This is a genomic window from Streptomyces sp. NBC_00820 (assembly GCF_036347055.1).
Lineage (GTDB): Bacteria > Actinomycetota > Actinomycetes > Streptomycetales > Streptomycetaceae > Streptomyces.
In genome coordinates, this window is record NZ_CP108882.1 from 4,192,536 (window position 1) to 4,215,487 (window position 22,952).

Annotated in this window: 19 protein-coding genes; 10 read left to right on the top strand and 9 right to left on the bottom strand. The window is 69.3% G+C overall.

Annotation, left to right across the window (positions count from 1 at the left end):
• The first annotated feature begins 233 nt into the window (after positions 1-233).
• The 7 genes from OIB37_RS19020 to trxA all read left to right on the top strand — a co-directional run bounded on the left by OIB37_RS19020 (position 234) and on the right by trxA (position 10,079).
• Positions 234-2,606: a DUF6049 family protein gene (locus OIB37_RS19020; RefSeq protein WP_330458801.1), complete on the top strand. Its 2,373-nt coding sequence runs from the start codon at positions 234-236 to the stop codon at positions 2,604-2,606.
• 46 nt (positions 2,607-2,652) lie between these two features.
• On the top strand, positions 2,653-5,076 hold the full coding sequence (gene murJ, locus OIB37_RS19025) for a murein biosynthesis integral membrane protein MurJ (protein ID WP_330458802.1): 2,424 nt from the start codon (positions 2,653-2,655) through the stop codon (positions 5,074-5,076).
• Between the two features lie 118 nt (positions 5,077-5,194).
• Complete coding sequence (locus OIB37_RS19030) at positions 5,195-6,916, top strand: protein kinase family protein (RefSeq protein ID WP_330458803.1); 1,722 nt, start codon at positions 5,195-5,197, stop codon at positions 6,914-6,916.
• Between the two features lie 26 nt (positions 6,917-6,942).
• Complete coding sequence (sigM, locus tag OIB37_RS19035; protein WP_330458804.1) at positions 6,943-7,668, top strand: RNA polymerase sigma factor SigM; 726 nt, start codon at positions 6,943-6,945, stop codon at positions 7,666-7,668.
• Positions 7,665-8,564 carry an anti-sigma factor family protein gene (locus tag OIB37_RS19040; protein ID WP_330458805.1) on the top strand — a complete coding sequence of 300 codons (900 nt, stop codon included), beginning with the start codon at positions 7,665-7,667 and terminating at the stop codon, positions 8,562-8,564. The genes sigM and OIB37_RS19040 overlap by 4 nt, the downstream gene beginning before the upstream one ends.
• Positions 8,565-8,733: 169 nt before the next feature.
• On the top strand, positions 8,734-9,702 hold the full coding sequence (trxB, locus tag OIB37_RS19045) for a thioredoxin-disulfide reductase (RefSeq protein ID WP_330458806.1): 969 nt from the start codon (positions 8,734-8,736) through the stop codon (positions 9,700-9,702).
• Between the two features lie 44 nt (positions 9,703-9,746).
• Positions 9,747-10,079: a thioredoxin gene (trxA, locus tag OIB37_RS19050; RefSeq protein ID WP_330458807.1), complete on the top strand. Its 333-nt coding sequence runs from the start codon at positions 9,747-9,749 to the stop codon at positions 10,077-10,079.
• A 122-nt stretch (positions 10,080-10,201) separates the two neighbouring features.
• On the opposite strand, the gene OIB37_RS19055 is transcribed toward trxA, so the two are convergent.
• The 9 genes from OIB37_RS19055 to rpmH all read right to left on the bottom strand — a co-directional run bounded on the left by OIB37_RS19055 (position 10,202) and on the right by rpmH (position 17,150).
• Complete coding sequence (locus OIB37_RS19055; RefSeq protein ID WP_330458808.1) at positions 10,202-10,819, bottom strand: GNAT family N-acetyltransferase; 618 nt, start codon at positions 10,817-10,819, stop codon at positions 10,202-10,204.
• A gap of 317 nt (positions 10,820-11,136) precedes the next feature.
• Positions 11,137-12,249 (bottom strand): ParB/RepB/Spo0J family partition protein, encoded by a 1,113-nt coding sequence (locus OIB37_RS19060; RefSeq protein WP_330458809.1) that lies wholly within the window; start codon positions 12,247-12,249, stop codon positions 11,137-11,139.
• Entirely contained in the window at positions 12,246-13,319 is a 1,074-nt protein-coding gene (locus tag OIB37_RS19065; RefSeq protein WP_330461892.1) for a ParA family protein, read from the bottom strand. Before OIB37_RS19065 ends, OIB37_RS19060 begins: the two co-directional genes overlap by 4 nt.
• Positions 13,320-13,584: 265 nt before the next feature.
• Positions 13,585-14,301: a 16S rRNA (guanine(527)-N(7))-methyltransferase RsmG gene (gene rsmG, locus OIB37_RS19070; RefSeq protein WP_330458810.1), complete on the bottom strand. Its 717-nt coding sequence runs from the start codon at positions 14,299-14,301 to the stop codon at positions 13,585-13,587.
• A gap of 117 nt (positions 14,302-14,418) precedes the next feature.
• Entirely contained in the window at positions 14,419-14,931 is a 513-nt protein-coding gene (locus tag OIB37_RS19075) for a Jag family protein (protein WP_330458811.1), read from the bottom strand.
• Positions 14,932-14,946: 15 nt separating this feature from the next.
• A complete protein-coding gene (yidC, locus tag OIB37_RS19080; RefSeq protein ID WP_330458812.1) occupies positions 14,947-16,254 on the bottom strand; it encodes a membrane protein insertase YidC in 1,308 nt (435 codons plus the stop codon).
• Positions 16,255-16,257: 3 nt separating this feature from the next.
• The gene (gene yidD / locus OIB37_RS19085; protein ID WP_330458813.1) at positions 16,258-16,623 is read right to left on the bottom strand and encodes a membrane protein insertion efficiency factor YidD; all 366 of its coding nucleotides are present in this window, start codon (positions 16,621-16,623) and stop codon (positions 16,258-16,260) included.
• Entirely contained in the window at positions 16,620-16,991 is a 372-nt protein-coding gene (gene rnpA / locus OIB37_RS19090; RefSeq protein WP_330458814.1) for a ribonuclease P protein component, read from the bottom strand. Before rnpA ends, yidD begins: the two co-directional genes overlap by 4 nt.
• Before the next feature lie 21 nt (positions 16,992-17,012).
• A complete protein-coding gene (gene rpmH / locus OIB37_RS19095) occupies positions 17,013-17,150 on the bottom strand; it encodes a 50S ribosomal protein L34 (protein ID WP_005482975.1) in 138 nt (45 codons plus the stop codon).
• A 394-nt stretch (positions 17,151-17,544) separates the two neighbouring features.
• Here rpmH and dnaA point away from each other — a divergent pair, with 394 nt between their 5' ends.
• The 3 genes from dnaA to gnd all read left to right on the top strand — a co-directional run bounded on the left by dnaA (position 17,545) and on the right by gnd (position 22,914).
• Positions 17,545-19,494 carry a chromosomal replication initiator protein DnaA gene (dnaA, locus tag OIB37_RS19100; RefSeq protein ID WP_330458815.1) on the top strand — a complete coding sequence of 650 codons (1,950 nt, stop codon included), beginning with the start codon at positions 17,545-17,547 and terminating at the stop codon, positions 19,492-19,494.
• A gap of 1,237 nt (positions 19,495-20,731) precedes the next feature.
• Positions 20,732-21,862: a DNA polymerase III subunit beta gene (gene dnaN, locus OIB37_RS19105; RefSeq protein ID WP_330458816.1), complete on the top strand. Its 1,131-nt coding sequence runs from the start codon at positions 20,732-20,734 to the stop codon at positions 21,860-21,862.
• A gap of 176 nt (positions 21,863-22,038) precedes the next feature.
• On the top strand, positions 22,039-22,914 hold the full coding sequence (gene gnd / locus OIB37_RS19110) for a phosphogluconate dehydrogenase (NAD(+)-dependent, decarboxylating) (RefSeq protein ID WP_330458817.1): 876 nt from the start codon (positions 22,039-22,041) through the stop codon (positions 22,912-22,914).
• Positions 22,915-22,952 lie beyond the last annotated feature (38 nt).

The following is a 22,952-nucleotide window of genomic DNA, read 5'->3' on the forward strand; positions in this document are numbered from 1 at the left end:
GCGACCGCGGTCGCCTCGATTGAGCGGCGTGGACGCCTCCCGCCATACCCACACAAGACCCTTCCCTTGCGGCGTACACCCGCTCTCCACTCGATACTGGATATAGAGGACGGGTCGTCGCCGTTTCCCGATCTTGTGGAGCGGTCCGCGGCACTTCACCTCCGCGAGCATCGTTACCATGCGTGGACGCACATTCCGACGACCACTGACGACGACGAGGGACGGGCGAGCGCGTGGCCGAGGCGGCTGACTTCCAGGGGACCAGTGCCTCACCTGCCCGGCACTGGATGCGGCACACCGGGGCACTGCTCGCCGGAGCGCCTCTGCTGGCCGGGCTGCTGCAGCTGCCCGCCGCGGCGCCCGCGCAGGCTGCCTCCTCGGATGCGGTGTCCGTCTCACTGGATTCGCTCAGTCCCACCGCCCCCGGCGACGGGGACACGGTCACGGTGTCCGGCACCGTGACCAACAACGGCAAGCGGACGGTGACCGGCGCCCACGTGGGCCTGCGCGTGGGGCCCGAGCTGAACACCCGCTCGGCGATCGACGCCGTCGCCCGGCACTCCGACGATGTGCAGAACGACACAGGGGCCGAGGTCGGCGGGAAGTACACGCAGAAGTTCGCCAAGCTGACTCCCGGCGTCTCCGAGCACTTCACCATCTCGGTCCCCGTGGACAAGCTCGACCTCGGCGAGGACGGCGTCTACGAGCTCGGGGTCGCCCTGTCCGGCCAGACCTCCGCACGACCCTGGGACCAGGTGCTCGGCATCCAGCGGACGTTCCTGCCCTGGCAGCCGTCCGAGGCCGGCACCAGGACGAAGACGACGTTCCTGTGGCCGCTGCTGTCCACGGTCCACATGACGGCCAGGACGGGCGCCGGGGAGCTGCAGACGCCGGTCTTCCTCAATGACGACCTGGCCAAGGACCTCGGCCCGGGCGGCCGGCTGTCGCAGATGGTGCAGCTGGGCAAGGACCTCGACCTCACCTGGGTGATCGACCCGGACCTGCTGGCCTCGGTGGACGCGATGGCCAAGGGCTACCGGCTCCAGGCCCCCGGCGGGACCACCACCCCCGGTCCCCGGGAGCACCAGGAGCTCGCCAAGCAGTGGCTGGACGGCCTGCAGAAGGCCGTGGCGGGCAAGGAGGTCGTCGCGCTGCCCTTCGCCGACCCGGACCTGGCCTCGCTCGCGCACAACGGCACCAGCGTCACCGGCTCGCTCAGTCACCTCAAGGACGCCACCGACGTCGCCGCCACGACCGTCAAGACCGTGCTCCATGTCACGCCGAACACGGACTACGCCTGGCCCGTGAACGGCGCCGTCGACCCGTCGATCATCAAGGTCGCGACCTCCGCGGGCGCCGACCGGGTGATCGCCCGCAGCGACAGCCTCCAGGAGACCGCCAGGCTGCCCTACACGCCCTCCGCCGCCCGTCCGATCGGCGGCGGCACGACGGCGGTGGTCGCCGACGAGCGGCTGTCCACGGCCTTCGAGGGCGACATGACAAAGGCGGACTCCGCCACACTCGCCGTGCAGCAGTTCCTGGCGCAGAGCCTCGAGGTGAACGCCCAGTCGGACAAGCAGCGCAGCATCGTGGTCGCCCCGCAGCGCATGCCGTCGACGAGCCAGGCACAGGCGATGGCTGCGGCCCTGAAGACGCTCCAGGCCGGCGCCTGGTCCCAGTCCCAGGGTCTGACCGCCGCCGTCAAGGCCAAGCCCGACCCGCGCGCCACCACGCACATCCCCTCGACGTCCGCGTACCCCTCCTCGCTGCGCAGGCAGGAGCTGCCGCGGGCCGCCTTCGAGCAGATCGCGCGCACGCAGGACATGCTCGACAACTTCCAGGTGATCCTCACCGACCAGTCCCGCGTGGTCACCCCGTTCGGGCGGGCCATAAACCGGGAGATGTCCACGGCGTGGCGGGGACACGGCGCGGACGCGGACACCTTCCGCGGTGGCGTGGAGACCTGGCTGGACGGCCTCGCCGACGAGGTCAAGCTGATCGACAAGTCGGAGACCAAGCTCTCCGGCCGCAGCGCGACCATCCCGGTGACCGTCCAGAACAACCTCGTACAGCCCGTCGACCACCTGGTCCTGCGCCTCACCTCGACCATGCCGACCCGCCTGAAGATCGGCGGCAAGGCGTACTTCGAGCAGCGCGTCGAGGTCTCCGGCGGCCACAGCCAGTCGGTGAAGTTCCCCACCTCGGCCAACGCCAACGGCCGCGTCGGTGTCATCGCCCAGCTGTACACCGAGGACGGCCAGGAGTACGGCGAACCGGTCAGCTTCGACGTGAAGGTCACCGAGGTCACGCCCACCGTCATGCTGGTCATCGGCGGCGGAGTGCTCCTCCTGGTCCTCGCCGGCTTCCGGATGTACACCCAGCGCAAGCGCGCGGCGGCCCGGCAGGCCGAGGACGACGGACCCGACGGAGCGGGGGAGAACACCGACGGCGAGCCCGGGAACCCCGATACCCCCGGCGACCGTCTCCCCGAGGAGTCCGACGCCCCGTCCGGGGCAGACGACCCGGACCAGCCGAGTGACCCTGCACCGGACACCGCACCGGAAAGCGCCGACCCTTCGGGGACGGGTGAGAGAGTGGACCGTTGAGCGATGTCGTGGCCGGTGTGGCCCGGGACGATGAGGTGGGGCAACCATGAACGCGCCGTACGACGGTGACCGCGGCCAGGGCGCGGCCGCCGGCTCGGGCTACCCCGAGACCCCGTCCGAGCCGGGCGAGGAGACTCCGCAGCCCGCTGCGGACACGTACCTCCAGGACGCCTACGACCAGGACCCCTACCGGGCCCAGGATCTGACCGCCCAGGACCCGGTCACCGAGGCGCTCTACGACCGGGCCGCGCACCCGCCGCCGGCCCCCGGCACCTACGAGCGGCAGCAGCCGCTGTACGCCTCGCCGGCGCAGTCGCCGTACGCCCCCGACCCGCGCGTGTGGGCCCAGACCCCGGCACCCGAGCCGGACGGCGACGCCACCCAGTTCCTGCCGTACGGCGACGACCCCCGCACCACCCAGTTCGTGGGAGTGGACGACCTGGTCTCCCACTCCGGCGAGGAGTACCACGAGCCGGACGCCTTCGCGCACCTCCTGCGGGACCAGCAGCAGGGCAGTGCGCCCGGGACCACCGAGCCGCAGTCCGTCCCCGGCCCCACCCCGCGCCCCGGACAGCGGCCCGCCGGGCAGTACCAGGCGGCCGGTGGGCCGTACCCGACGCCCCAGGCCCAGACGGGTCAGCAGGCGGGCCAGGACGCCGTGTCCGCCTACCAGGCGGGCACTCACGCCGGAGCCAACCCGGCGCAGGCGCCCGTGCCGGCTGCGGCCGCCGCGGCCCCCTACGCCGCCGGGCCTCCCGGCCCGTCCGGCTTCTCCGGCCCTTCCGGCCCCTCCGGTGCCGCCGAGGCTCCCGTGCCGCCGGCCGCCGCTCCGAAGAAGGGCGGCCGCGCCTCCGGGCTGATGAAGTCCAGTGCCGTCATGGCGGCGGGCACGATGGTCTCCCGCCTCACCGGCTTCGTCCGCTCCGCGCTGATCGTCTCGGCGCTGGGCCTCGGCTTCCTAGGCGACTCCTTCCAGGTCGCCTACCAGCTGCCGACGATGATCTACATCCTCACCGTCGGCGGCGGTCTCAACTCCGTCTTCGTACCCCAGCTGGTACGGGCCATGAAGGAGGACGAGGACGGCGGCGAGGCCTTCGCCAACCGCCTGCTCACCCTCGTGATGGTGGCCCTGGCCGCGCTGACCGGACTCGCCATGTGGGCCGCGCCCCTCCTGGTGCGCCTGCTGTCCAACGAGGTCGCCACCAACCCGGCCGGCAACGAGGTGGCCGTCACCTTCACCCGGTACTTCCTGCCCTCGATCTTCTTCATGGGCGTCCACGTGGTGATGGGTCAGATCCTCAACGCGCGCGGCAAGTTCGGCGCGATGATGTGGACCCCGGTCCTGAACAACATCGTCATCATCGTGACGCTCGGCATGTTCATCTGGGTCTACGGCACCGCCGCCCACTCCGACATGACCGTCACGAACATCCCGGCGCAGGGCCAGCGGCTGCTGGGCATCGGCGTGCTGCTCGGTCTGGTCGTCCAGGCCCTGGCGATGATCCCCTACCTGCGCGAGACCGGCTTCCGGATCCGACCGCGCTTCGACTGGAAGGGCCACGGCCTGGGCAAGGCCGCGATGCTCGCCAAGTGGACGGTCCTGTTCGTCCTGGCCAACCAGGCCGGCGCCATGATCGTCACCCAGCTGTCCACCGCCGCCGGCAAGGACTCCGGCGTCAAGGGCACCGGCTTCGCCGCCTACGCCAACGCACAGCTGATCTGGGGCCTGCCGCAGGCCATCATCACCGTGTCCCTGATGGCCGCCCTGCTGCCGCGCATCTCGCGCTCCGCCGCCGAGGGCGACGGTGGCGCGGTCCGCGACGACATCTCGCAGGGCCTGCGCACAACGGCGGTGGCCATCGTGCCCATCGCCTTCGGTTTCCTCTCGCTCGGCATTCCGATGTGCACGATGATCTTCGGCTCCTCGGGCACCGGTGCGGCCACCAACATGGGCTACATGCTGATGGCCTTCGGCCTCGGCCTGATCCCGTACTCGGTGCAGTACGTCGTCCTGCGTGCCTTCTACGCCTACGAGGACACCCGGACGCCCTTCTACAACACCGTGATCGTGGCGACCGTCAACGCGAGCGTCTCGGTGCTCTGCTACTACCTGCTGCCGGCCCGCTGGGCGGTCGCGGGCATGGCCGCCGCGTACGGCGTGGCCTACGCCATCGGCGTCGGAGTCGCCTGGCGGCGCCTGCGCAAGCGGCTGGGCGGCGACCTGGACGGTGCGCGCGTGATGCGGACCTACGCACGGCTCGCGATCGCCTCGATCCCGGCGGCCCTGCTCAGCGGCGCGGCCTGCTACGGCATCGGGCACACGCTCGGCCAGGGCGTCCTCGGCTCCTTCGCCGCACTGATCGTCGGCGGCGCGGTGCTGCTCGGGGTCTTCTTCGTCGCCGCCCGCCGAATGCGGATCGACGAACTCAACTCGCTCGTGGGCATGGTGCGCGGGCGTCTGGGGCGCTGAGTCGGGGGTAAGCGCACAACCATCGTCCGCCGCTGCGTGTCGTGCATAGCGGCGGACTGTGGGCACAATTGGTTTCGGCGTCGGACAGCGTGCAACGGATGGGGAGGCAGGGACGACGGTGGCGGAACGGAGCACGGCTGCCGTCGACGTGGCAGACAACAGTGGCGAGCAGCCACTGACCGCCAAGGCGGACCAGTCCACGGCCGACGGGGTGGCCCAGAACGCGGAGCGGGACACGGACAACAACGAGGCACAGGGGAGCGGTGGCACCGAGGGTCCCGCGAGCAATCCCCCGCCTCCAGAGCTGCACAGCGGTCACAAGCTGGCCAGGCGCTACCGCCTCGAGGAGTGCATCACCCGTCTGGACGGATTCAGCAGCTGGCGTGCGGTCGACGAGAAACTCCGTCGTGCCGTCGGCGTGCACATCCTGCCGGCGGACCATCCGCGAGGCCGCTCCGTGCTGGCCGCGGCCCGATCCTCGGCGCTGCTCGGTGATCCGCGCTTCGTCCAGGTCCTGGACGCGGTCGAGGAGAACGACCTCGTCTATGTCGTGCACGAGTGGCTGCCCGACGCCACCGAACTGACCGCGCTCCTCGCGGCCGGACCGCTGGAACCGCACGACGCCTACCAGATGGTCAGTCAGATCGCCGCCGCCATGGCGGCGGCGCACCGCGAGGGCCTCGCCCATCTGCGGCTGAACCCGAACGCCGTGCTGCGCACCTCCACCGGGCAGTGGCGCATCCGTGGGCTCGCCGTGAACGCCGCTCTGCGCGGCGTCAGCTCCGACACCCCGCAGCGCACCGACACCGAGGCGATCGGCGCCCTGCTGTACGCGGCGCTGACCCAGCGCTGGCCCTACGAGAACGACGCCTACGGCCTGTCCGGCCTGCCCAAGACCATCGGCCTCATCGCACCGGACCAGGTGCGGGCCGGCGTTCACCGCGGCCTGTCCGAACTCGCCATGCGTGCGCTCGCCAACGACGGCGCCACGGCCTCCCGCCACGAGTCTCCGTGCACCACGCCGGAGGAGCTGGTCAAGGTCATCGGCGAGATGCCCCGCATCCGCCCGCCGGAGCCGGCGTTCACGCCCCCGCCGGAGTACCAGCGCACCACCTACCAGCAGGGCTCGTACGGCCGCCAGACGCCGCACCCGGGCGCCACGCAGCCGATTACGGCCCCGCCGCCCCCGCTGCAGAGCCGCACCGGCAAGGCCCTGAAGTGGGCCGTCTCGGCCCTCCTCATCGCCGCCCTCGGCCTCGGCAGCTGGCAGCTGGCGGACGCCCTGATGGACCAGAGCGGCAAGCCGGACGACGGCAACAAGACGCAGACGCAGGACGACGGCGACAAGAACGTCACGAAGCCGAAGCTGGTACCGATAAAGATCGCAAGTGCCCAGGAGTTCGCCGCCGACGGGAATGCCCAGCATCCCAATGATGTCGCCAAGACCTACGACGGCGACGCGTCGACGTCCTGGAGGACTAAGACCTTTACCGGCGGTCCCGAGATCGCGCCGTACAAGCCGGGCGTCGGCATCACCTATGACCTCGGCTCGGTGAGGAACCTCAGTGCGGCCGCCCTCCAGCTCCGTTACGGCGGAGACCACACGACGGTCGAGCTGTATGCGGCCGACTCACTGGGCTCGCCGTCACTCGACTCGGCACATCGGATCGGCAGCATCACCACCTCGGACAAGACCGCCACGGTGAAGGTCACCAAGCCGGTGAAGACGCGGTACGTCCTCGTATGGCTGACCGCTGTACCGAAATCGGGTCCTGACCCGGTCACGTACTCCGAGGCCGGGTTCAAGCAGGCCATCAACGAAGTCCATTTCACGGGCTGACGTCTCACCCAAGCCGGAGGGGGCAGATGGCTGAGGGCGCCGGATACGACGCAGAGAGCGATCAGAATCTGCTCACCCGCCACGTCAAAGGCGACCCCGATGCCTTCGGGGAGATCGTTCGGAGGCATCGGGACCGGCTCTGGGCCGTAGCGCTCCGCACGCTGGGGGACCGCGAGGAAGCCGCTGACGCCGTCCAGGACGCCCTGGTGTCGGCCTACCGGGCCGCCCACACCTTCCGGGGCCAGTCGGCCGTCACGACCTGGCTGCACCGGATCACCGTGAACGCCTGCCTGGACCGCGCCCGTAAGGCGGCATCCCGGAAGACCGCTCCGGTCGACGACACCGAGCGGCTGGAGCAGTTGCTGGAGCCGCACGAGTCGGCCTCCGCGCCGGCCGAGCGCAACGACGTGCACCGGCAGCTGTTGGAAGCGCTCCGCACCCTTCCGGCGGAACAGCGTGCGGCGCTCGTCCTCGTGGACATGCAGGGCTATCCCGTGGCCGAGGCAGCCCGGATCCTCGATGTGCCCACCGGGACGGTGAAGAGCCGGTGCGCCCGGGGCAGAGCCAGACTTCTCCCTCTGCTCACCCATCTACGACCCGGCAGCCCCGGCGACGAAAAGGAACCCGAGCCGGGACGGAACCGGGTGCAGGGGACATCCGTCCCACCTGCGACAGGTTCTCCAGGTACGGACCGGGGCCATACGGGGTCGAGTGATTCAGCCGTGGTGAAGGGCGGAGGTGGGCGAGCGTGACGTCCTCGACAGACACGGCCGGGCACCCGGACGTCGACGAGATCGCCGACCTCACCGAAGGACTCCTCGCACCGGCCCGCAGCGCGGACGTACAGCGCCACCTGGAGGGGTGTGCGCCGTGCGCGGACGTCCGTTCCTCCCTGGAGGAGATCCAGGGGATGCTGAGCGCCGTACCGACCCCGTCACCCATGCCCGCGGACGTCGCGAGCCGCATCGATGCCGCTCTCGCCGCCGAGGCACGTGTTTCACGTGAAACATCGACCTCGCTCTCGGCCGGCGCCTCGGCTTCGTCGGATTCACGTGAAACCTCGAGCCTGGCCGGCCGCCCCGCCGGACGCCCGCACGCGGCCACCGGCCCGGGGCGCAAGGATCGCGGCCGTGGCCGCCGCAGGCGGACCGTCGCACTGGGAGCTGTGCTCACCGCTGCCGTCCTCGGGACCGGGTCTCTGCTCGTGCTGTCGCTCGGCGGCGGCTCCCCGGACACGACGGCTCACAGCACGCCGTCGGCGTCCGTCTCTGCCTTCTCCGGGTCAAGCATCCAGAACCAGGTGAAGGGGCTGCTCGCGACGAAGAAGGGGCCGCAACGGGGCTCCGAGCGACCGCAGCGGGGAATCGAACCCAAGCAGAGCACGCCCGGGAGCACGGAGAGCGCGAACACCTTCATCCAGACCGCCGTCCCGGTGCCGGACTGCGTCCGGCAGGCGGTCGGCTCCACAGCCGATGTCCTCGGCGCGAAGACCGGCACCTACGCCGGTAGAAGCGCCTACCTCGTCGTGCTCCCCGTGCATGACGATCCCGCTCGGATCACGGCCTACGTGGTCGACGCATCCTGCACCGTGAAGCGGCCCGCCTCCCCCGGCACGGTATTGCTGAAGCAGTCCCTCGTCCGTCCCTGAGACGGCGAAGCCTCGTCTCGGCCCGTCGCGGACCTCCGTCCCGACTGCGATCCTCGTGTGCCCGGGCACGCGGGGAATGCGCGCCCCTTAGGATCCGTTGGGTGGTGTGAGAGTCCCGAGAGGGACTCCCACCGGTCACAGACGTAGACCAGAGACGAGGAATCTAGCCGTGAGCGACGTCCGTAACGTGATCATCATCGGCTCCGGCCCCGCCGGCTACACGGCAGCGCTGTACACCGCGCGCGCGTCGCTGAAGCCCCTGGTGTTCGAGGGCGCCGTCACAGCGGGTGGCGCGCTGATGAACACCACCGAGGTGGAGAACTTCCCGGGCTTCAGCGACGGCATCATGGGTCCCGAGCTCATGGACAACATGCGGGCCCAGGCCGAACGCTTCGGTGCCGAGCTGATCCCGGACGACATCGTCTCCGTCGACCTGACCGGTGCGATCAAGACCGTCACCGACACCGCCGGCACGGTCCACCGCGCCAAGGCCGTCATCGTCGCGACCGGCTCCCAGCACCGCAAGCTCGGCCTGCCGAACGAGGACGCGCTCTCCGGCCGCGGTGTCTCCTGGTGCGCCACCTGCGACGGGTTCTTCTTCAAGGACCAGGACATCGCCGTCGTCGGCGGTGGCGACACCGCGCTGGAGGAGGCGACCTTCCTCTCCCGGTTCGCCAAGTCCGTGACGGTCGTCCACCGCCGTGACTCCCTGCGCGCCTCCAAGGCGATGCAGGAGCGCGCCTTCAACGACCCGAAGATCAAGTTCGCCTGGAACAGCGAGGTCGCCGAGATCCAGGGCGACCAGAAGCTCAGCGGGCTGAAGCTGCGCAACACCAAGACCGGCGAGCTGTCGGAGCTGCCCGTCACGGGTCTGTTCATCGCGATCGGCCACGACCCGCGCACCGAGCTGTTCAAGGGCCAGCTGGACCTGGACGAGGAGGGCTACCTGAAGGTCGCCGCCCCCTCCACCCGCACCAGCCTGACCGGCGTCTTCGCCTCCGGTGACGTGGTCGACCACACCTACCGCCAGGCGATCACCGCCGCCGGCACCGGCTGCTCCTCCGCCCTCGACGCCGAACGCTTCCTCGCCGCCCTCGCGGACGAGGACCAGGCCGAGGCCCAGAAGACGGCCGTCTGACTTTCCTCTCCCCCCACCCCCACCGAACGACTAAGGAGCCCGCCGTGGCCGGCACCCTGAAGACTGTGACCGACGCGTCCTTCGACGAGGACGTCATCAAGAGCGACAAGCCCGTCCTGGTGGACTTCTGGGCCGAGTGGTGCGGCCCCTGCCGTCAGATCGCTCCGTCCCTCGAGGCCATTGCCGCCGAGTACGGCGACAAGATCGAGATCGTCAAGCTGAACATCGACCAGAACCCGACCACGGCCGCCAAGTACGGCGTCATGTCGATCCCGACCCTGAACGTCTACCAGGGTGGCGAGGTCGTCAAGACGATCGTCGGCGCCAAGCCGAAGGCCGCGCTCGTGCGTGACCTCGAGGACTTCATCGCCGAGTGATCAGCCGCCTCCGAGCTGACGGCGCACGTTTCACGTGAAACACGAATGGGCCAACCCCCACGGGTTGGCCCATTCGCATAAGACCTCCGCCTCCGGCCGGCAGCCGACAGCCGGCCCGACCTCTACAGCGGCCGCAGCACGGGCTCCTTCTGGACGGCCCCCAGCAGCCTGTCCAGAGCATGCTCCACGTCTTCCTTCCAGGAGAGCGTCGAGCGCAGGTCCAGGCGCAGCCGGGGATGCGCGGGGTGCTGCCGGACCGTCTTGAAGCCGACGGCAAGGAGATGGTCGGCGGGCAGCAGACAGGCGGGCTCCTTCCAGCGCGCGTCACCGAACGCCTCGACCGCCTTGAAGCCCCGCCGCAACAGATCCTTGGCCACCGTCTGGACCAGGACCCGGCCGAGTCCCTGCCCCTGATAGCCGGGCATGACGAACGCGGTGATGAGCTGTACCGCGTCCGGGGAGATCGGGCTCGTGGGAAACGCGGTCGAGCGGGGAACGTAGGCCGGAGGCGCGTAGAGCACGAAGCCCACCGGCACGTCATCGACGTAGACGACCCGGCCGCACGATCCCCAGTCCAGCAGGACGGCGGAGATCCACGACTCCTTCTCCAGCGCCGATGTACCCGCCCTCAGCGCGGCTTCGCCGGTGACGGGGTCCAACTCCCAGAAGACACACGAGCGACAACGCTGGGGAATGTCTTGAAGGTTGTCCAGCGTGAGCGGTACGAGCCGGCGCCCCATGAAGGCTGTTCCTCGCTTCCTTCGGCCGCCGCATCGCGAGCGGCTGTCAAAGCGCTCCGTTCCCTGAGCAGGCTGCCGACGAATCCGCCGACCGCTCCGAGGCCCAGGCCTGCGCTCACCAGTCCGGTGCGGCTCATCGTTCGCATGGCCTCCGTCTTCCCACTCAGAGATGCCTGCCGGGTGGATGCGCCATACCCGTCCGCATCGTATCCACGATGCGAACCCCTCGATACCGCCTCAAAGCAAAGAGCGGACCGTGTTCCGGTACACACCGGACACGATCCGCTCTCTGTCCCTCGGACGGGAACGCCCGAGGGTCAGGCGTCCTGCTCGTCCTGCTGTTCCTCGAACTCGGCGTCCTGAAGGCCCTTCGGCAGAATCGGTCCCTCGCCCGGGGCGAGGGTGCCGAGGATCCGCTCAAGGTCTTCCACGGAGGCGAACTCGACGGTGATCTTGCCCTTCTTCTGCCCGAGGTCGACCTTCACCCGAGTCTCGAAGCGGTCCGACAGACGCGTCGCCAGGTCGCTCAACGCCGGGGAGACCAGGGCACCGGCCCGCGGACCCTTGGCACGCTGAGGCGCCTGGGGACGCGAGCCCATCAGGGTCACGATCTCCTCGACGGCCCGCACGGACAGACCCTCGGCCACGATCCGGTGGGCCAGGCGGTCCTGCTCCTCCGAGTCCTCGACGGAGAGCAGTGCCCGGGCGTGCCCGGCGGAGAGCACGCCGGCGGCGACCCGGCGCTGGACCGCCGGGGAGAGCTTCAGCAGACGCAGGGTGTTGGAGACCTGCGGACGGGAGCGTCCGATCCGGTCGGCCAGCTGGTCGTGCGTGCAGTTGAAGTCCTTCAGCAGCTGGTCGTAGGCGGCCGCCTCTTCCAGCGGGTTGAGCTGCGCGCGGTGCAGGTTCTCCAGCAGCGCGTCCAGGAGGAGCTTCTCGTCCTCCGTGGCCCTGACGATCGCCGGGATGGCTTCCAGGCCGGCCTCACGGCAGGCACGCCAGCGCCGCTCGCCCATGATCAGCTCGTAGCGCCCGGAGCCCACCTGCCGTACGACGACGGGCTGGAGCAGTCCGACCTCCTTGATGGAGGTCACCAGTTCCTGGAGCGCGTCCTCGTCGAAGACCTCACGCGGCTGGCGCGAGTTCGGCGTGATCGAGTCGAGGGGGATCTCGGCGAAGAAGGCACCCACCGGCGGCGCGGGCGTCTCCGCCGCCAGGCTCACCGGGGTCTCCTCGATGTCCTCCGTGACGGGCGGCAGCGTAGCCACCTTCGCCGCGGCCACTCCGCGGTCGGCCGTCAGTACCGGGCCCACCGCACCAGACGCGGAAGCTCCGCTCCCCGGCGCGGCCGAAACCGGGTTCTTCTCGGTCGGGGCAGCAGGGATCAGCGCGGCCAACCCCCGCCCCAGCCCCCTCCGTCGTTCGTTCACTGGATGCCCTCCACCGTGTTCCGGTCGCTCTGGGCGCCGATGTGAGCGTGCGTCGGGTCGTAGTTGACCCCCACACCCCTCAGCGCAATTTCTCGGGCCGCCTCAAGATAGGAGAGCGCGCCGCTCGATCCTGGATCGTAAGTCAGCACCGTCTGTCCGTAGCTCGGCGCCTCGGAGATACGGACCGAGCGGGGAATGCTCGTCCGCAGCACCTCGTCACCGAAGTGGCTGCGCACCTCTTCCGCGACCTGGGAGGCAAGGCGCGTCCGGCCGTCGTACATGGTGAGCAGGATCGTCGACACATGCAGGGCGGGGTTGAGGTGCCCGCGCACCAGGTCCACGTTGCGCAGGAGCTGTCCCAGGCCCTCCAGTGCGTAGTACTCGCACTGGATGGGAATGAGGACCTCCTGGCCCGCGACAAGCGCGTTGACCGTCAACAGGCCGAGCGATGGCGGGCAGTCGATGAGGACGTAGTCCAACGGCTGCTCATACGCCTGAATCGCACGCAGAAGCCGGCTCTCTCGGGCCACCAGGGACACCAGCTCGATCTCCGCACCGGCGAGATCGATGGTGGCGGGCGCACAGAAGAGGCCTTCGACGTCCGGAACCGGCTGGACGACCTCGGAGAGCGGCCTGCTGTCCACCAACACGTCGTAGACCGAAGGGACATCGGCGTGGTGATCGATTCCCAGCGCGGTGGAGGCGTTGCCCTGCGGGTCGAGGTCGATCACGAGGACGCGGTTACCGTGGAGAGCCAGCGACGCGGCGAGGTTGACGGTCGTCGTCGTCTTGCCCACGCCGCCCTTCTGGTTGGCGACCACCATGATCCGGGTCTGCTCCGGCCGCGGCAGGCCTTCGCCGGCGCGGCCGAGCACCTCCACCGCTAGTTGGGCAGCACGACCGATGGGAGTGTCGTCCATCGGAGGCGGCGTTTCACGTGAAACATCCTCCCCCATCGATTCAGTGCGGGGACCGGGGACCGGATCGGTCATCGGTCCCGCGATGTTGGCGTCGGACCGCACGGATTCACTCTCCTCGACTTCAGGCTCGCAATGAACAGAGCCTCCCATGCCTTCGGGGTCATGAACCAGTGAGCCCTGGCGTTCTGTGGAGAAATCCACCTCTGTGGACAACTCCGGTACCTCTCCGAGTGAACCGAGAGGCTTCCGGTCGCGCGGTTCGGCCGCAGCGCGGCCCCGACTGATGATGCCGTGCAGCAGTGAGCGACGTTTCACGTGAAACACGATGCACAGCAGCGGCGACCGGAATCTCGCGACACTCCGTCCCGTGCAGCCGGGGCAGCTTGTGTGGAGTACGCCGCGTCGTCAAAACAGATCAGCGACGCCTACGCGTCCGACCCGTCCGCGCCGCCTTGGCTCGCTTGGCGGCGAATCGCACACCCCCAGGACTCTCGCCGACCTCCACCCGGACGACGGTGGACAGAGGATCGACCACGCCCTCGCCGACGTGAAGGATGGACGTCGACACCGCGCCGAGCTTGCTGAGCGCGGTACCCGCCGCCTTCAGCTCCTCCTCCGCGGTGTCCCCCTTGAGCGCGAGCATCTCGCCGTACGGGCGCAGCAGGGGAATGCCCCAGGCCGCCAGGCGGTCCAGCGGGGCCACAGCGCGGGCGGTCACCACATGGACCGGCGACACCTTGCCGAGCATCTCCTCGGCGCGCCCCCGGACCACGGTGACGTGGTCGAGTCCCAGCATCTCCACGACCTCGGTGAGGAACGTGGTGCGCCGCAGCAGCGGCTCCAGCAGGGTGATGTTGAGGTCTTCCCTCACCAGGGCAAGAGGGATGCCCGGCAGGCCGGCACCCGAGCCGACGTCGCACACCGTCACCCCCTCGGGAACCGCCTCGGAGAGGACCGCGCAGTTCAGCAGGTGCCGCTCCCACAGGCGCGGCACCTCCCGCGGGCCGATAAGACCGCGCCGAACACCGGCGTCGGCGAGCAGCTCCGCATAGCGGACCGCATCGTCGAAGCGATCGCCAAACACTTCCCGCGCCTGTTCGGGCGCGGGGGGAAGCTCCGCTGCCTCCGTCACGGGGACCGTCCTTCCGTACAGCGCCGGTGCGTCGCGCACCGGCCACCAGAACTACAGGCTGACAAAGTTCGGCCCCGTCTGCTCAACAGACGGGGCCGGTGGAACCAGGGGGGCCGATCAGGCAGGCAGTACGACGACGAAGCGCTGCGGCTCCTCGCCCTCGGACTCGCTGCGCAGCCCGGCGGCCTTGATCGCGTCGTGCACGACCTTGCGCTCGAAGGGCGTCATCGGCTCGAGCTTCACGGGCTCGCCCGTGTTCTTGACCTCGGCGGCGGCCTTGGCGCCCTGCTCGGACAGCTCGGCACGCTTCTTGGCGCGGTAGCCGGCGATGTCCAGCATCAGGCGGCTGCGGTCACCGGTCTCCCGGTGCACGGCCAGGCGCGTCAGCTCCTGAAGCGCCTCCAGCACCTCGCCGTCCCGGCCGACCAGCTTCTGCAGGTCACGGCCGCCGGCGTCGCTGATGATCGATACGGAGGCGCGGTCGGCCTCGACGTCCATGTCGATGTCGCCGTCGAGATCGGCGATGTCGAGCAGACCCTCCAGGTAGTCCGCCGCGATCTCACCCTCCTGCTCCAGGCGAGACAGGGTGTCTGCACCCTCGGCAGCGGCAGAGGTGGTGCCTTCCGTCACGGGATGGGCTCCTTCTTACTTCTTGGACGAGGACTTGGGCCGCTGCGGGCCACCCTTGCGCTGGCCCGACTGGGCCTTGCTGCGGGTGCCGGAGCCGGACTTCTGAGGCTGCTTGGCGGCGTCGGGCTTGCCGGCGGCGGCCTCGGCGTCCTGCGGCTCGTCGGACTTCTCCAGCGACGTGGTCGGCTTCTCCGCCTCGGCGGGGGACGTGTCCTCGCCCGCCTGCTTGGGGCCGGCCTGGCGCTGAGACTTGCTCTGCCGCTTGGGCTGCTGACGTCGCGGGGCACCGGCCGTGGTGGTCGTACCGTCCTCGGCCTGGACCACGACCTGGCTCTCGCTCTTCACCACGGAGCCATCGGCCTGAGCGGAGAGGCCGGCCTTGCTCAGGGCGTTGACGAACTTGCGCTCGGCCTCGTTGCGGTCACGGCCCTTGACGACGATGGCCTTGATGATGTTCTTCTCGCTCCGACGACGGGCCTTGCCGTGGTGCGTGACGTGCTTGGCCAGGCGCTCCAGGTAGGCGCCCTGGGCCTTGGAACCCGGGGTCGGGTTGTTGCGGATGACGAACATCTGCTGGCCCATGGTCCACACGTTGGTGGTCAGCCAGTAGACGAGGACACCGACCGGGAAGTTGATACCGAAGACGGCGAACATGATGGGGAAGACGTACATCAGCATCTTCTGCTGCTGCATGAACGGCGTCTTCACCGTGGTGTCGACGTTCTTCGTCATCAGCTGGCGCTGCGTGTAGAACTGCGACGCCGACATCAGGACGATCATGATGACGGTCACGACGCGCACGTCGGTGACCGAGGCGCCCATCGCGTGGATCGCGTCGGAGCTGTCCTTGAACTTCGCGGCCAGCGGGGCACCGAAGATGTGCGCCTTACGGGCGCTGTCCAGCAGCGACTGGTTGATGACGCCGATGGTCGTGCCCGACGCGATGCCGTTGAGCACGTGGTACAGCGCGAAGAAGATCGGGGACTGCGCCAGGATGGGAAGGCACGAGGACAGCGGGTTGGTACCCGAGTCCTTGTAGAGCTTCATCATCTCTTCGGACTGGCGCTGCTTGTCGTTCTTGTAGCGCTCCTGGATCTTCTTCATCTCGGGCTGCAGCGTCTGCATGGCCCGGGTCGCCTTGATCTGCTTCACGAAGAGCGGGATCAGGCAGATGCGGATCAGGATCACCAGAGACACGATGGACAGCCCCCAGGCCCATCCGGTGTCCGGCCCGAAGATCGCGCCGTACACCGCGTGGAACTGGACGATGACCCAGGAAACGGGTGTCGTGATGAAGCTGAAGAAGCTGGCAATCGTGTCCACTAATCATGCTCCTTGGGCATGGGACGAGGTCTCTGCGGCCGGGCCCGAAGAAGACTCGCAAGAAAGATTCGCTTCGGTGGCCGGTTCAGCGGCGGAGGACCCGCCCTTGCGTGCGCGCCAAGCGTTGCGCAGCAGTTCGTGCCATCGCGGACGCTTACGCGGCGGGACATGGTCCACACCGCCCAGCGACCATGGATTGCACCGGAGGATGCGCCAGGCGGTCAGAGCCGTTCCCTTGATCGCACCATGCCGGTCGATGGCCGTATAGCCGTAGTGGGAGCACGACGGGTAGTACTTGCAGACCGGCCCGAGCAGTGGACTGATCGTCCACTGGTACAGCTTGATCAGAGCCAGCAGCGGGTACTTCATCGCGCGCCCCCTCCCAGCAGCCGCTGAAGAGCGGCGTCCAGGTCTTGGGCCAGCTGTGCGTGGGTCGCGTCACCCGATCCGGGTAGCGCTCGTACGACTACCAGGCTACCGGGGGGAAACTGGGCGACTCGGTCACGCATCAGATGACGCAGTCTGCGCTTCACTTTGTTGCGCACGACCGCTCCACCCACGGCCTTGCTGACGACGAAACCCGCACGCGTCGGGGGAGCGCTCTCCCCAGGCGCGTGCGGGTCCGTGGCACCGCTACGAAGGTGGACGACGAGGGTCGGGCGACCAGCCCGGCGACCTCGTCGTACCGCGGTCGCGAAGTCCTCGCGCCGCCTCAGCCGGTTGTCGGTAGGCAGCACGACGTCACGACCTGATCGGAATCAGGCGGACAGGCTGGCGCGACCCTTGCTGCGGCGGTTCGCGAGAATCGCGCGGCCGGCACGGGTGCGCATCCGCAGACGGAAGCCGTGGGTCTTGGCACGACGACGGTTGTTCGGCTGGAAGGTGCGCTTGCTCACTCGGGGGCTCCAGAAAGAATCGGTGGTTGGCGTGGTGCCGTCCTGGCTGTCACCGTGCGCCCACGAGTAGCTCGCGTCACGCCCGAGTGCACCGCTTCCCGATCACCTGTAGCGATCTGTGCCCATCGGAGGCAGGCGGCAGCAGCCATCGACAACTCGACCTGGTTACGGTACGCGGGGCTACGCCATCCGGTCAAACCGGTGCTAGCCGAGAGACACTGTCCACAGGCTGGGGACAACAACTTGAACCCTACCCGCCGCGCTGACTACCGTGGCTGAACTCCGATTCGTTCCCATATCCCCGCCCGAGCGGGATTGCCCCCGACCTCACCGAGTTTCAACCCCACCCGTCCCACCACCACACGATCGTGGGACCAGCGAGAGAGCGTGCCCTGTGGCTGACGTACCTGCCGATCTTGCCGCAGTGTGGCCACGCGTACTGGAGCAGCTCCTCGGCGAAGGCCGCGGACAAGGCGTCGAGACCAAGGACGAACACTGGATCCGGCGCTGCCAGCCCCTTGCGCTGGTCGCGGACACCGCCCTGCTCGCCGTACCGAACGAATTCGCGAAAAACGTACTCGAGGGCCGCCTCGCGCCCATCGTCGCCGAGACCCTGAGCCGCGAGTGCGGGCGCCCCATCCGCATCGCGATCACCGTGGACGACTCCGCGGGCGAACCCCAGGCCCCGCAGACGCCCTCCACCCAGCCCCAGCAGCAGTCCCGCTACGAGGAACCGGAGCTGCCCTCCGGACCGTACGAGGGCTACGGCCGTCACCGCGGCTCCGATGAGCACCCCGGCGGCGAACAGCCCTCCCGCAACGAGCAGCCGCCCGCCACACGCGGCGACCAGCTGCCCACCGCCCGGCCCGCCTACCCCTCCGAGTACCAGCGCCCCGAACCCGGCGCCTGGCCGCGCCCCGCACAGGACGAGTACGGCTGGCAGCAGCCGCGGCTCGGCTTCCCCGAACGCGACCCCTACGCCTCGCCGTCCCAGGACAACTACGGCCCGCCGGCCCCCGACTACCGGCAGCCGGGCCGGGAACGCCCCTACGGCCAGCAGCGCGGCGACTACGACTCCCCGCGCCACGACCGTCGCGAACGTCGCGAGTACGACTCCGGCCGCTCCGACTACGAGGGCTACGAACCGCGCTCGGAGTACGACCAGCGCGACCCCGTCCGCCGGGAACAGCCCGAGCCGCCCTCCGGCCCCTCCCACCGCGGGGGAACCGGCCGCCCGGACCTGCCGTCGGCCGGAGGCGGCGCGCCCGGCGCGCTCTCCTCGTCCACGTCCGCGGGCGGCGCCGGTGAACCGACCGCGCGGCTGAACCCCAAGTACCTCTTCGACACGTTCGTCATCGGCGCGTCCAACCGCTTCGCACACGCCGCCGCGGTGGCCGTCGCCGAGGCGCCGGCGAAGGCGTACAACCCCCTCTTCATCTACGGGGAGTCGGGGCTCGGCAAGACCCATCTGCTGCACGCCATCGGGCACTACGCACGCAGCCTCTACCCGGGCACCCGCGTGCGCTACGTCAGCTCGGAGGAGTTCACCAACGAGTTCATCAACTCCATCCGCGACGGCAAGGGCGACAGCTTCCGCAAGCGCTACCGCGAGATGGACATCCTGCTCGTCGACGACATCCAGTTCCTCGCGGACAAGGAGTCGACGCAGGAGGAGTTCTTCCACACGTTCAACACGCTCCACAACGCCAACAAGCAGATCGTGCTCTCCTCCGACCGGCCGCCCAAGCAGCTGGTCACCCTGGAGGACCGGCTGCGCAACCGCTTCGAGTGGGGCCTGATCACCGACGTCCAGCCGCCCGAGCTGGAGACCCGGATCGCGATCCTGCGCAAGAAGGCGGTGCAGGAGCAGCTCAACGCCCCGCCGGAGGTGCTGGAGTTCATCGCCTCCCGGATCTCGCGCAACATCCGCGAGCTGGAGGGCGCGCTGATCCGCGTGACGGCGTTCGCCTCGCTCAACCGGCAACCGGTGGACCTGGGCCTCACCGAGATCGTCCTGAAGGACCTGATCCCCGGCGGCGAGGACTCGGCCCCCGAGATCACGGCGACGGCCATCATGGCGGCCACCGCCGACTACTTCGGACTCACCGTCGAGGACCTGTGCGGCACCTCGCGCGGCCGCGCCCTGGTGACGGCACGCCAGATCGCCATGTACCTGTGCCGCGAGCTGACCGACCTGTCGCTGCCGAAGATCGGAGCGCAGTTCGGCGGCCGCGACCACACCACCGTCATGCACGCCGACCGCAAGATCCGCGCGCTGATGGCCGAGCGGCGCTCGATCTACAACCAGGTGACCGAGCTGACGAACCGGATCAAGAACGGCTGACACCGCCGCACACCGCACTGAGGGCGCCTCGGGGACACCCCGGGGCGCCCTTGGCGTACCCGCCCCCAGGCGGATCCGCGTACACGCGCCCGACGACGTCCACACAAGGCCAGATCCGGGTACACGCGCCCGCCCACGTCGACGCGAGGCCAGCTCCGCGTACACGCCCCCGCCCACGTCCATGCCAGGCGCCCAGCACCTCCCGCCGCCCCAGCACGCCCGCATCCCCGCGCAGCCGCCTCAGCACGCCCTCACGCGCACGCCCCGGGCGCCGGGCGCTCTCTCCCGCACGCACCCCCCAGAACGCGCTCCACCGCCCGCACACCACCCCGGTGCGTCTCTCCGCCCCCTGGAGCCGCCCCCTTCGTGCACCTCGCGGGCCGGCGAAATGTCCCCTCGGGGGCCGGAAAACCCCCCGCGACAGCCGTCCGGGACGCCGGCGCCCCCGCCCCGGCCGCTCCTCCCCGGCCACCCGGTGTTCGATTAACTGCCTGGTTACGGCCTTCCTCCACAGATTCGGCGACTTTTTTCCGTCCACATGCTGGGGACTGCGAAGTTGTCCCGAACTGCATCCACAGGGAACCTGGGACTCCACCGTCCCCGCAGCTCAGGGGGCTGTGGAATCGTGGACGAAGGATCTCCACAGGCTGTGGACAACGAGATGGTCCACAGGCTGTGCACGAAGTTTTCCACCGGTAGCCCACAGGTCGGCGGCAGTTGTCCCCAGCGATCACCAGCTTCTCCACATGGCTGTCCACTGTTCGGCAACGAGGCGCCTCCAGTCACCGCGTCGAGTGAAAGGCGTCACACGAAGGTGCCTGGTTGGGCTGTGGGAAACGTGGGTAAACCTGGGGACGCAGCTGGGGAGAACTGCCCTCGCCCTGTGGGCGGTGTGTGCAGAACTTTCTGTTCTCCACAGAAACGGCGAGTTGTCCACTGCCTCCACCCACAGGGTCGGTGGACAAAATTCCTGCTCTGACCTGGGAAAACGTGGTTATCCACTGTATCCACAGCCCCTACTACTACTCCCAACTAGAGAGAGCTAGGAATCCGTTTCGAAGCGGGGCCTGTGCACAACTCGGCCTCTCGAGCTCGGCTGCCCCTGCGACCGACTTGACCCCGACAGGCGCCTACTGTCAGTGCCGTGCGTCAGACTGGTCCCCGGTGTCCTGCCCTCCGCAGTGGGCGGTGACATCGAGTCGGAGGACTCAGTAGCAACAGCAGGAGGCGGCTTACGGTGAAGATCCGGGTGGAACGCGACGTACTCGCGGAGGCAGTGGCGTGGGCAGCACGCAGCCTCCCGGCCCGTCCGCCGGCGCCTGTCCTCGCCGGCTTGCTGCTGAAGGCCGAGGACGGCCAGCTGAGCCTGTCGAGCTTCGACTACGAGGTCTCGGCGCGTGTCAGCGTCGAGGCGGAGGTCGAGGAGGAGGGCACCGTCCTGGTCTCGGGCCGGCTGCTCGCCGACATCTCCCGTGCCCTGCCCAACCGCCCGGTGGAGATTTCCACAGACGGTGTACGGGCGACCGTGGTCTGCGGCTCCTCGCGGTTCACGCTCCACACACTGCCTGTGGAGGAATACCCGGCGCTGCCGCAGATGCCGAACGCCACGGGCACCGTCCCCGGCGAGGTCTTCGCCGCCGCCGTCTCCCAGGTGGCCATCGCCGCCGGCCGTGACGACACGCTGCCCGTGCTCACCGGTGTGCGCATCGAGATCGAGGGCGACACGGTCACCCTGGCCTCCACCGACCGCTACCGCTTCGCGGTCCGCGAGTTCCTGTGGAAGCCGGAGAACCCGGACGCCTCCGCGGTCGCCCTGGTGCCGGCCAAGACGCTCCTGGACACCGCCAAGTCCCTGGGCGCCGGTGACAGCGTCACGCTGGCGCTGTCCGGCTCGGGCGCGGGCGAGGGCCTGATCGGTTTCGAGGGCGCGGGGCGTCGTACGACCACGCGTCTGCTCGAGGGCGACCTGCCGAAGTACCGCACGCTGTTCCCGACCGAGTTCAACTCCGTCGCCGTGATCGAGACCGCCCCCTTCGTGGAGGCCGTCAAGCGTGTGGCCCTGGTCGCCGAGCGCAACACCCCGGTGCGGCTGAGCTTCGAGCAGGGCGTGCTGATCCTGGAGGCCGGTTCCAGCGACGACGCACAGGCTGTGGAGCGTGTGGAGGCGCAGCTGGAGGGCGACGACATCTCGATCGCCTTCAACCCGACCTTCCTGCTCGACGGTCTGAGCGCCATCGACTCCCCGGTGGCCCAGCTGTCGTTCACGACGTCCACGAAGCCCGCGCTGCTCAGCGGCAAGCCGGCGGTGGACGCGGAGGCGGACGACGCGTACAAGTACCTGATCATGCCGGTGCGGCTGAGCGGCTGACTGGCTGTGTCCGAGCGGTCGGCCGGGCCTTCGGGCCGGCCGACCGGGACAAAGCTCCAGGTGGGGGCATACGTATGAGCGCGTATGCCCACAGCTGTGCGTGAGCGTCCGGGTTTAGGCTCGGCTCGGGCACGTGGGTGCCCCTCACGCCACACAGCGACCTAAGGAACACACTGATGGAGCTCGGTCTCGTCGGCCTCGGCAAGATGGGCGGCAACATGCGCGAGCGGATCCGCCGCGCCGGCCACACCGTCATCGGATACGACCGCAACGCCGACGTCGCGGATGTCCACAGCCTGGAAGAGCTTGTGGGCAAGCTCAGCGCGCCGCGCGTGGTCTGGGTGATGGTCCCGGCCGGTGAGCCCACCCAGAGCACGGTCGACCAGCTCGCCGAGCTGCTGGAGCCCGGCGACGTGGTCGTGGACGGCGGCAACTCGCGCTGGACGGACGACGAGAAGCACGCGGAGGAGCTGGCCGCCAAGGGCATAGGCTTCGTCGACTGTGGCGTCTCTGGCGGTGTCTGGGGCCTGGAGAACGGCTACGCGCTGATGTACGGCGGCGACGCCGAGAACGTCGCGAAGGTGCAGCCGGTCTTCGACGCGCTGAAGCCGGAGGGTGACCTCGGTTCGGTGCACGCCGGCAAGGTCGGCGCGGGCCACTTCGCGAAGATGGTCCACAACGGCATCGAGTACGCGATGATGCAGGCCTACGCCGAGGGCTGGGAGCTGCTGGAGAAGGTCGACTCCGTGGAGAACGTCCGCGAGGTCTTCCGTTCCTGGCAGGAGGGCACGGTCATCCGTTCCTGGCTGCTCGACCTGGCGGTCAACGCGCTCGACGACGACGAGCACCTTCAGGGCCTGCGCGGTTTCGCGCAGGACTCGGGTGAGGGACGCTGGACGGTGGAGGCCGCGATCGACAACGCGGTGCCGCTGCCCGCGATCACCGCGTCGCTGTTCGCGCGGTTCGCCTCCCGGCAGGACGACTCGCCGCAGATGAAGATGATCGCCGCGCTGCGCAACCAGTTCGGTGGTCACGCCGTAGAGAAGAAGTAGTCCACAGGGTCGCCTCCGCGATCCGCAATCCCTGGGGG

What these genes read in the sequence shown, in the direction of transcription:
- sigM (WP_330458804.1), top strand. Translation starts at nt 6,943, where the DNA reads ATGGCTGAGGGCGCCGGATACGACGCAGAGAGCGATCAGAATCTGCTC.
- yidD (WP_330458813.1), bottom strand. Translation starts at nt 16,623, where the DNA reads ATGAAGTACCCGCTGCTGGCTCTGATCAAGCTGTACCAGTGGACGATC.
- gnd (WP_330458817.1), top strand. Translation starts at nt 22,039, where the DNA reads ATGGAGCTCGGTCTCGTCGGCCTCGGCAAGATGGGCGGCAACATGCGC.
- OIB37_RS19055 (WP_330458808.1), bottom strand. Translation starts at nt 10,819, where the DNA reads ATGGGGCGCCGGCTCGTACCGCTCACGCTGGACAACCTTCAAGACATT.
- murJ (WP_330458802.1), top strand. Translation starts at nt 2,653, where the DNA reads ATGAACGCGCCGTACGACGGTGACCGCGGCCAGGGCGCGGCCGCCGGC.
- OIB37_RS19065 (WP_330461892.1), bottom strand. Translation starts at nt 13,319, where the DNA reads ATGGGAGGCTCTGTTCATTGCGAGCCTGAAGTCGAGGAGAGTGAATCC.